Consider the following 9637-nt stretch of genomic DNA (forward strand, 5'->3'; position numbering starts at 1 on the left):
GACGTCATGGAACATTACATTAGTCTGTTAGTTAAATCGATTTTCATCGAAAACATGGCTCTGTCTTTCTTCCTAGGTATGTGTACTTTCCTTGCCGTATCTAAGAAGGTTAAGACCTCTTTCGGCCTAGGTGTTGCAGTTGTGGTAGTTCTGACTATCGCTGTTCCTGTGAACAACCTGGTATACAACCTAGTTCTGAGAGAGAACGCGTTAGTTGAGGGCGTGGACCTTAGCTTCCTAAACTTCATCACCTTTATCGGTGTAATTGCAGCACTTGTACAGATTCTAGAGATGGTCCTAGACCGTTTCTTCCCACCTTTGTACAACGCGCTAGGCATCTTCCTACCGCTGATCACAGTAAACTGTGCAATCTTTGGTGGTGTATCTTTCATGGTACAACGTGACTACAACTTTGCTGAATCGATCGTTTACGGTTTCGGCTCTGGTGTGGGCTGGATGCTAGCAATCGTTGCTCTTGCAGGTATCCGTGAGAAGATGAAGTACTCTGACGTACCTCCAGGTCTACGTGGTCTTGGTATCACATTTATCACTGTAGGTCTTATGGCGTTAGGCTTTATGTCTTTCTCTGGTGTTCAACTGTAAGTCGGGTAAACCGCAACAATTAAGGAATAGTCAATGGACATTATTCTTGGTGTAGTGATGTTTACTCTGATCGTACTTGCACTAGTACTAGTGATTCTTTTCGCTAAGTCTAAGCTTGTACCAACAGGTGACATTACAATTTCTGTGAACGATGACCCTTCTCTGGCGATCGTTACACAACCAGGTGGTAAGCTACTGAGTGCTCTAGCAGGTGCTGGCGTATTCGTATCTTCTGCTTGTGGTGGCGGTGGCTCATGTGGTCAGTGTCGCGTAAAAGTTAAATCAGGTGGTGGCGACATCCTACCAACCGAGCTTGACCATATTACTAAAGGTGAAGCGCGTGAAGGTGAGCGTCTAGCGTGTCAGGTTGCAATGAAAACTGACATGGATATCGAGCTTCCTGAAGAAATCTTCGGCGTTAAGAAGTGGGAATGTACTGTTATCTCTAACGATAACAAAGCGACATTCATCAAAGAGCTTAAGCTACAAATTCCAGATGGCGAGTCAGTACCTTTCCGTGCTGGTGGTTACATCCAGATTGAAGCTCCTGCTCACCACGTGAAATACGCAGACTACGATATTCCTGAGGAATACCGTGAAGACTGGGAGAAGTTCAACCTTTTCCGTTACGAGTCTAAAGTTAATGAAGAGACCATTCGTGCATACTCTATGGCTAACTACCCAGAAGAGCACGGTATCATCATGCTTAACGTTCGTATCGCAACTCCGCCGCCGAACAACCCAGACGTACCACCAGGCATCATGTCTTCGTACATCTGGTCTCTAAAAGAAGGCGACAAGTGTACTATTTCTGGTCCATTTGGTGAGTTCTTTGCGAAAGATACAGATGCAGAAATGGTATTCGTTGGTGGTGGTGCTGGTATGGCTCCAATGCGCTCACACATCTTCGACCAACTTAAGCGTCTGCACTCTAAGCGTAAGATGTCTTTCTGGTATGGCGCACGTTCTAAGCGTGAAATGTTCTACGTAGAAGATTTCGATATGCTACAAGCTGAGAATGACAACTTCGTATGGCACTGTGCACTGTCTGATCCACTTCCAGAAGATAACTGGGATGGTTACACTGGCTTTATTCACAACGTTCTTTACGAGAACTACCTACGTGATCACGAAGCGCCAGAAGACTGTGAATACTACATGTGTGGTCCACCTATGATGAACGCAGCTGTAATCGGCATGCTAAAAGATCTAGGTGTAGAGGATGAAAACATCCTACTAGATGACTTCGGTGGTTAATTCCTCCAAGTGATTGAATCTATGGCTAGCTCTCCAAGAGAGCTAGCCATTGTTTTTTATAGACATAAAACTGATACTCAACAGTTGATATAGGTAATCGGATTGAAAGGATTGGTCCTATTTCCCATATCAATTCAACAACATTGGGAGTTAACAAGTGAAAAAGTGGCTTGTTGCATTCGCTTCTCTATTGATTTTGGCTGGCTGTGAGCAGCCTGCAGATCAAATTCATTTAAGTGGCCCTACCATGGGGACTTCTTACAACATCAAGTATATCGAGCAAGATGGTATTCCAACGCCAAAAGCGATGCAGACAGAAATTGATCGCTTATTGGAAGAGGTTAATGACCAAATGTCGACCTATCGTGACGACTCAGAGTTAAGTCGTTTTAATCAGCATCAAACGAGCGAGCCATTTACAGTTTCGACACAAACAGCAACGGTAGTGAAAGAAGCAATTCGCCTTAACGGTCTTACTTTAGGTGCATTGGATGTGACGGTCGGCCCTCTAGTTAACCTGTGGGGGTTTGGTCCAGAAGCTCGTCCAGATGTAGTTCCAACCGATGAAGAACTCGCTTCTCGCAAAGCAAATACCGGTATTCACCACCTATCTGTTGATGGTAATACACTGTCCAAAGATCTTCCTAACTTGTACGTCGACCTATCGACGATTGCGAAAGGTTGGGGGGTTGACGTGGTTGCTGACTACCTTCAATCTGAAGGGGTACAGAACTTTATGGTCGAAGTCGGTGGTGAAATGCGTCTCAAAGGTGTCAATCGTGAAGGTGTGCCTTGGCGTATCGCAATTGAAAAACCGACCGTTGATGAACGTTCAATTCAAGAAATTATTGAACCAGGCGACATGGCAATTGCAACAAGTGGTGACTATCGTAATTACTTTGAGAGTAATGGTGTGAGATACTCTCATATTATTAATCCACGAACAGGCAAACCAATTCATCATAAAGTGGTGTCTGTAACGGTATTAGATAAATCGTCGATGACTGCTGATGGTCTTGCAACTGGTCTTATGGTGCTAGGTGAAGACAAAGGCATGGCAATTGCGAACGAAAATAATATTCCTGTTTTCATGATTGTGAAAACGGAAGATGGTTTTAAAGAGTTGGCTTCGGAAGCATACAAGCCATTCATGAAGAAATAACAACAGAAGTGAGCATGTTTTTATGAATACATTTCTAATTACCTTTGCTGTGTTTGTCGCGGTAATCACTGCAATGGCTGTCGGATACATTTTCCAAAAGAAAGTCGTGAAAGGTAGCTGCGGTGGCCTAGGGGCAGTTGGCATCGAAAAAGTGTGTAATTGTCCAGAACCCTGCGATGCGCGTAAAAAACGTGAAGCGCGCGAGGCTGCGCGTGCTGAGAAATTGGCGGCGTGGGAAAAAGATAGAATTGCTTAGTATTGGTTAATCGTACTAAGAAAGTGATAAAGCTCAGCGTTCTGCTGAGCTTTATTTTTAGGTAGCTAACCAAAACTCAGATGTCCGAGAAAGAGCCTAATACCATGTTTTGTTGTTTCTTTCTCTCATGTTACAGAGCAAGACCACACCGATAGTCATTAGGACGAAGAAATGATTTGGTTACGTCCGTTCTCTTTGGCCATGTAAAGTCGCTCATCCGCCACTTTTATTTGTTGTTCCAGCTCCCCCTCGATGTTGCTTACACCAATACTCGCGGTCACAAGAATGTTTTTGTCCAAATAAGTTATTGGCGTTTTTTCTATGCGCTGTCTCATTTGTTCTAAGCGTGTTAGAAAGCCGTCATAGTCGCCACTGGCTTGAATACAAAACTCCTCGCCACCAAGCCTAGCGACAATATCATTTGGAAAATAGATTTTTAGAATATTCGCTATCATGACTAGCACTGCATCGCCGCCCTCATGTCCGTATGTATCATTTACTTGCTTAAAGAAATCGATATCAAGCATCGCGATGTTTCTTTGAGCGTTTTCTACATGGGGCTGCTCAAACAGAAAGCGGCGGTTCCATAAGCCCGTTAGCGCATCTTGATTTGCCATTTTAAACAGTTCAGATGTTGCGTCTTTGATATCTAACAGTTGGTGAATACGGCAAAAAAATTCTTCTTGATTAAATGGCTTGTATAAAAAGTCATTGGCCCCTGCTTTTAGAAACCTAGCCGTCATGGTCTTAGAGTTACTACCCGACAAGCCGAGAATGGCTAATTGATTTTTATCCCACTTCCGACGTAATTCACGCACCATAGTAATGCCATCTTTAACGGGCATATCATGGTCGGTTAAAACGAGAGTGATATCTGGATTTTGCTCGACAAGCTCTAGGGCTTTTTGCCCATTGTCAGCTTCCAACGTCTGAATATATTGATGCTCCAAAAGTTGGGCAATGTGTCTTCTTACGGTGTGTGAATCATCAACGACTAAACATTTGTGTTGTTGATTGTTGGTTAGTCGCTTGAGGAGTGGTAATAGATAGGAAACGGACGCCATGCTGTCTTTCAAAATATAGTCGAGGACACCTTTTGCAAGCATCTTTTCGCGAGTGTCTTCTTGAAATCGAGCCGTTAAAACAATGACACGATGACCATGTTCCAAAACGAGGTCAATAATCTCGCCATCTTGAGCATCCGGTAAACAATAGTCTAAAACCGCACAGAAGAGGTCCTGTGCTGAAGATAACAAGTTCTTTGCCTCCGCGTAGCTTTCCGCTGCGATGACCTCATAACCAGCTTGGCTTATTGTTTGGCAAAGAAAGTTTTTAAATGCACGACTATCTTCAACAACCAGAATCTTATTACTCAAGCGCAGTCCCCAAAATTAATTGTTTAAAATCAATGATAACTAAAATTAAACTTATCGCCATCAAAAAACACATGTCAACCAAAAGTAGAACAACTACTCAAATGTTTGACACGCATCCGTTAACATCACATCATTATTCCTGTCTTAGTTATATAATTATGTTTAGCTAACGTAGGGAGAAAGTAGTATGGAAATGCATCAACATGGTATGGCTGAGCTATTTCAACAACTGGGCCTCGGTAGCTCTCCTCAAGAAATGAAAGATTTTATTAATCAACATCGACACAAAAGAGATTCTGCGCCTTTACATGAAGCTAGCTTTTGGACGATGTCACAGGCGAACTTTCTAAAACAAGCCATCGAAGAAGATGCAGATTGGGCCGAATTAGTCGATCAATTGGACGTAATGCTTCGAGATTGACGTTCGCTTAAACACGCCCATTTCTCTTCAGGTAGATTTGATTTATACTGTTTTTTTGAACAGTGCTTTGATGGCTATGTCAGATCGAATTAGAAAAATTATTCATGTCGATATGGATTGTTTTTATGCTGCCGTAGAGATGAGAGATAACCCCAGTTACCGTGGCATTGCACTCGCTGTTGGCGGACATGAAAAGCAGCGTGGAGTGATTAGCACCTGTAATTATGATGCGCGTAAATATGGTGTTCGCAGTGCAATGTCAACGGCGCGCGCGCTGCAACTCTGTCCTCATTTGTTGGTTGTGCCCGGTAGAATGCATGTATACAAGCAAGTCTCTCAGCAGATTCGTGCTATTTTTGAGCGTTATACGCCTATCATTGAACCTCTCTCATTGGATGAAGCATACCTCGATGTCACGGACTCGACAGCTTGCCGTGGCTCCGCAACGTTGATCGCAGAGTCAATTCGCCGTGATATCTGGAGTGAACTTGGGTTGACGGCATCGGCGGGCATTGCTCCGATTAAGTTTCTTGCCAAGGTCGCGTCAGACATGAACAAGCCCAACGGTCAGTTTGTGATTCCGCCAGAGAAAGTCCAAGAGGTTATCGATAGTCTTCCGTTAGAGAATATTCCTGGCGTGGGGAAGGTGAGTCTTGAGAAGCTCCACCAAGCCGGTTTTTATCGATGTGAGGACATTAAAAACAGTGACTATCGAGAGTTGTTGAGGCAGTTTGGTCGTCAGGGTGCCTCCTTATGGCAGCGAAGCCATGGAATTGATAATCGAGAAGTCGTTGTTGAGCGCGAGAGAAAGTCCGTCGGTGTGGAAAGGACATTCAGCCAGAACATCGCAACCTATGGTGAATGTTGGCAAGTGATTGAGGAGAAACTTTATCCTGAACTCGAGAAACGTTTAGAGCGTGCAAGCCCAGATAAGTCGATTATTAAACAAGGTATTAAAGTCAAATTTGCCGATTTTCAACTGACAACAATTGAGCACATCCATCCGCAATTAGAGCTTGAGGACTTCAAGATCTTGCTAAGAGATATTCTTAAACGCCAAAATGGACGGGAAATTCGCCTTTTAGGCTTGAACGTGATGCTCAAGCCCGAAGACCAAGCGCGTCAATTGAGCTTTTTTTAGGCCCTTACCGTTTCTACCTGCGTTAATACCTGCTCAAAACTTACATTTGCCATTGCACCATAACCTGCTAGCTTTGAGGCTTTTAGCTGGCTAATCAAAGGAGTGCTGATTCCGCACAAGAAGCGAGCAACGGCATCATTACTGATGACTGATGGGGACAGCTGAATAAACTCCTGCGCCCATATCGATACTTGAGATTGTTCAATATCTTCAGGTTCTGGTGCTGTGAATGTGGCGACGTGACCACGACACACGGAGCAGTGACCACATTGCTTTGGTGCATCGTGATCCGCAAAGTAGTTCGCCAATTGTGAGCTCAAACAGTGCTCGGACTGGAACAAGTGCAGCATGGTGTGGATTCTTTCGATATCTTTGCTTTCTTTGGATTGGAACAGTTCATACAGTTGTTGGATTAAAACATCCGAGCTCTGTTTGGTTGGCATAACTGAGTACACGTCCGTCAGTTGTTTGCTCTCTAGTTCTATCCAGCCGTTCTGGTGAAAATAGTCGAGCGCTGCGACAACTCGGCTGCGTTCCGATTGATAGTTCATCCATAGCGCTTCTAGGTCAACTTGGCACCATACTTTGGCTTTTTGCGAGCAGGAGAAAATAGCCTCCACAAATTGACGTCGCTCGCCTTGAAATTGATTCACAATAAATTGCTGATCGTGCAAAAACTTAAACCGATATTCCGCAAAGTAACTGTACTTTGCTTCAATGACGTTATGTAGCTCCAAATAAACCAACAAGGTTTTGATTGGCAATTGGCGGATATTACTTTCACGCGACAAACGCAGTGGCACTACCTCCCATTGTGGAGCATGTTCTTTCGCTTGCTCGACTACATAGTTAATTGACGTAAATTCTGGTGTGTCACCATAGACAAAATTCTCCAACACCGTTAAGCCGGACGTATTGCCTAGCAGAATGCACTCCGAGCGTTGCCCGTCCCTGCCTGCACGTCCAATCTCTTGTGCGTAGTTCTCGATTGATTTGGGTAAGTCGAAGTGAATGACGCGTCGAATATCAGATTTATCGACCCCCATACCAAATGCAATCGTTGCAACAATACAGTCAATTTGGCCATCCATGAACTGCTGTTGGATTTGTTCGCGAACGTCGCTTTTCATGCCAGCGTGGTATGCGTGAGCGTTAATGCCAATATGGATTAATGACTTTGCTACTCGTTCTGCTGTTTGCTGCTGCGTCACGTATACGATGGTCGGAAGCTTAGGTGAAGAGGCGATGATCTCACTGAGCTGTTCTTGTTTCTTTGTTTCCTCACACGGGATGACCGAGATATCCAGATTGGGGCGGTAGAAGCCTGTAACGGTAATATGTTCACTGGCAATATCGAACTTTTTTTGCATGTCTTCAATAACTGCAGGCGTTGCCGTTGCGGTGAGAAGTAAAGACTGTGGGATGTTCAGTTCACGTTGATATTGCGGTAGTTTGAGATAGTCTGGGCGAAAGTTATGCCCCCATTCGGAAATACAGTGCGCTTCATCAATGACCATCAAAGAAATCGGTACTTGGCGAATGAATTCACGAAAACGCTCATTTTTTAGTCGCTCAACAGAAATCATCAAGATTTTGATTTGTCCATTCTTCACGCCAGCCATGACCTGTTGTGCTTCTTCTCTGCTTTGACTGCTATCGATAGAAGCGGCCGCGATTCCTTTACTTTGTAAAAAGCTCAGTTGATCCTTCATTAACGCCAACAACGGAGAGATCACCAACGTAAGGTTGGGTAATATGGTTGCAGGTAGTTGATAACAGAGTGACTTCCCCGAGCCTGTAGGAAAGATTGCCGCAGCAGAGTAACCATTTATAACGGCTTCAATTACGGGTTGCTGACCTTGGCGTAATGAGTCAAAACCAAATACAGATTGAAGTGTTTGATGCAGCGAGTCACTTTGCATAATAGGGAAACCTTTCTTTGATGGTAAACTTAGGTACATTAACACACCCTGAGTGCCAAACGCGCGTCCTAAAAGTATGAACAAAGCTGACTTAGTCCAAATTATCATCCAACATCTGGAAGAAAAACTTCAAGTGGCCCATGCATCGGCTCAGCGAGCCATTGATGCCGCGACAGATGAAGAAACTGTTCCCGAGCATAAGTACGATACGTTAGCACTTGAAGCCGCGTATCTTGCTCATGGACAAGCCATGCGAATTCAAGATAGTGAAGAGGAGTTGCGTCAATATCGTTCTTTAGTGACTCGTAACTTTAAGAATGCGCCTGTTGGTGTTGGTGCTTACGTTGTTCTCGCAGATGAGAATTTGATCGAAAAGCACTTCTTTGTAGGCCCTTGCTCTGGTGGTTTGACTGTTCAATATCAGACTCTGGAAGTCTTTGTCTTAACAGCCAAATCTCCTCTGGGTCGAGCGTTGTTCGGGAAAGAAGAGGGTGATGAGGTTGACGTGAAAATAGGAGATAAAACAACTTGTTACGAAGTCGTGACGATTTGCTGACATCTCATGTATCACTCAGTGTTATGTTTAACACGAGTAATGTTAAATAAAAGAGAATGACATGAAAAAGCTTTTTACACTCTCATTGCTGATGGTCAGTGCTACTGGTTATGCAGCGCAGTGTCGTGTGGACATCAATAATGAAGTCCGTATGGATGGGCAAAGCTTGGAAATTCGCCAAACGACAGGTGATAAAGCTGTCGTGGATGAGGATAACAACCTCTTCATCAAAGGTGAGCTAATTGAACTCAATGCCGACCAAAAAGCGGCAATTGAAGACTATCGCGAAAAAATGAACGCGTATATTCCACAAGCAAAGCAATTGGCGAGTGATGGTTTAGCGCTTGCGAATGATATTATTGATGATGTTGCGGAAAGCCTCGATGCACCTGGTGCGTTTGATAATGTAAAAGTCGCAGTAAAGGACTTTTTCGCTGATGTTGAATCACGTTACTACAAAGATGGTGATTTCATCCTGCCTGCGGAGAGTTTTGAGTCTATGACACAAGGGTGGACTGAAGACTTTGCAAAAGCACAAGAGATCTTCAATAAAGAGTTTTTAGCCAGTTCGTTGGATGCTTTATCGAAAAAAATGAAGGAAGAGGGAGGGATAAACCTCACTGCATTATCAGAGAGTATGGCTGAACTCAGCGCGAAAGTAGAAGAGCGTTTAGCCGAGCATTCGAAAGAGGTAGAGCAACAAGCAGAAGACTTGTGCGATTCGCTGGATGACATGGCAGGGCAAGAAAACGATCTGTTGAAGAAAATCCCTGAGCTAAAAGATTACCGAGTATTTACGATTTAATTACCCTTCAAAAAGTAGAACTAAATGGTATAAAGAGAGAGCACAATTGTGCTCTCTTTTCGTTTTCAGCCCTAAACCACCTACTTCAGTAGGTGGTTATCATCCGTTTCGGCTTTGCCTGTAAAACTACTCATGTTA

10 protein-coding genes are annotated in these 9637 nt (G+C 43.9%); 8 read left to right on the top strand and 2 right to left on the bottom strand.

Annotated features, from left to right (window positions below):
• The first annotated feature begins 6 nt into the window (after nt 1-6).
• The 4 genes from nqrE to nqrM all read left to right on the top strand — a co-directional run bounded on the left by nqrE (nt 7) and on the right by nqrM (nt 3278).
• Nucleotides 7-603 carry an NADH:ubiquinone reductase (Na(+)-transporting) subunit E gene (gene nqrE, locus R7R78_RS12585; RefSeq protein ID WP_005380270.1) on the top strand — a complete coding sequence of 199 codons (597 nt, stop codon included), beginning with the start codon at nt 7-9 and terminating at the stop codon, nt 601-603.
• Between the two features lie 33 nt (nt 604-636).
• Nucleotides 637-1860, top strand: coding sequence for an NADH:ubiquinone reductase (Na(+)-transporting) subunit F (gene nqrF / locus R7R78_RS12590; RefSeq protein WP_005380271.1), 1224 nt, complete (start codon nt 637-639; stop codon nt 1858-1860).
• Nucleotides 1861-2017: 157 nt separating this feature from the next.
• Nucleotides 2018-3022, top strand: coding sequence for an FAD:protein FMN transferase (locus tag R7R78_RS12595; RefSeq protein ID WP_042521391.1), 1005 nt, complete (start codon nt 2018-2020; stop codon nt 3020-3022).
• A gap of 22 nt (nt 3023-3044) precedes the next feature.
• A complete protein-coding gene (nqrM, locus tag R7R78_RS12600; protein WP_005380273.1) occupies nt 3045-3278 on the top strand; it encodes a (Na+)-NQR maturation NqrM in 234 nt (77 codons plus the stop codon).
• A 158-nt stretch (nt 3279-3436) separates the two neighbouring features.
• On the opposite strand, the gene R7R78_RS12605 is transcribed toward nqrM, so the two are convergent.
• Nucleotides 3437-4654: a diguanylate cyclase gene (locus R7R78_RS12605; protein ID WP_042521393.1), complete on the bottom strand. Its 1218-nt coding sequence runs from the start codon at nt 4652-4654 to the stop codon at nt 3437-3439.
• Between the two features lie 187 nt (nt 4655-4841).
• Here R7R78_RS12605 and R7R78_RS12610 point away from each other — a divergent pair, with 187 nt between their 5' ends.
• Together R7R78_RS12610 and dinB are read left to right on the top strand one after the other, a co-directional pair.
• On the top strand, nt 4842-5075 hold the full coding sequence (locus R7R78_RS12610) for a DUF2789 domain-containing protein (protein WP_005380277.1): 234 nt from the start codon (nt 4842-4844) through the stop codon (nt 5073-5075).
• Between the two features lie 76 nt (nt 5076-5151).
• Nucleotides 5152-6216, top strand: coding sequence for a DNA polymerase IV (dinB, locus tag R7R78_RS12615; protein ID WP_025998728.1), 1065 nt, complete (start codon nt 5152-5154; stop codon nt 6214-6216).
• Here the strand turns inward: dinB and R7R78_RS12620 are convergent.
• Nucleotides 6213-8138 carry an ATP-dependent DNA helicase RecQ gene (locus tag R7R78_RS12620; protein ID WP_225473696.1) on the bottom strand — a complete coding sequence of 642 codons (1926 nt, stop codon included), beginning with the start codon at nt 8136-8138 and terminating at the stop codon, nt 6213-6215. The genes dinB and R7R78_RS12620 overlap by 4 nt on opposite strands.
• Before the next feature lie 76 nt (nt 8139-8214).
• Between R7R78_RS12620 and R7R78_RS12625 the strand changes: the two genes are divergently transcribed.
• Both R7R78_RS12625 and R7R78_RS12630 read left to right on the top strand, forming a co-directional pair.
• The gene (locus R7R78_RS12625; protein WP_205390982.1) at nt 8215-8694 is read left to right on the top strand and encodes a GreA/GreB family elongation factor; all 480 of its coding nucleotides are present in this window, start codon (nt 8215-8217) and stop codon (nt 8692-8694) included.
• 61 nt (nt 8695-8755) lie between these two features.
• Nucleotides 8756-9499, top strand: a complete 744-nt coding sequence (locus tag R7R78_RS12630; protein WP_005380283.1) for a YggN family protein — start codon at nt 8756-8758, stop codon at nt 9497-9499.
• Nucleotides 9500-9637 lie beyond the last annotated feature (138 nt).

Source organism: Vibrio sp. 2134-1 (assembly GCF_033339495.1).

Excerpts from the sequence above, each read along its gene's own strand:
- nqrM (WP_005380273.1), top strand. The coding sequence starts at position 3,045 with ATGAATACATTTCTAATTACCTTTGCTGTGTTTGTCGCGGTAATCACT.
- R7R78_RS12630 (WP_005380283.1), top strand. The coding sequence starts at position 8,756 with ATGAAAAAGCTTTTTACACTCTCATTGCTGATGGTCAGTGCTACTGGT.
- R7R78_RS12610 (WP_005380277.1), top strand. The coding sequence starts at position 4,842 with ATGGAAATGCATCAACATGGTATGGCTGAGCTATTTCAACAACTGGGC.
- R7R78_RS12620 (WP_225473696.1), bottom strand. The coding sequence starts at position 8,138 with ATGCAAAGTGACTCGCTGCATCAAACACTTCAATCTGTATTTGGTTTT.
- nqrE (WP_005380270.1), top strand. The coding sequence starts at position 7 with ATGGAACATTACATTAGTCTGTTAGTTAAATCGATTTTCATCGAAAAC.
- nqrF (WP_005380271.1), top strand. The coding sequence starts at position 637 with ATGGACATTATTCTTGGTGTAGTGATGTTTACTCTGATCGTACTTGCA.
- R7R78_RS12625 (WP_205390982.1), top strand. The coding sequence starts at position 8,215 with ATGAACAAAGCTGACTTAGTCCAAATTATCATCCAACATCTGGAAGAA.
- dinB (WP_025998728.1), top strand. The coding sequence starts at position 5,152 with ATGTCAGATCGAATTAGAAAAATTATTCATGTCGATATGGATTGTTTT.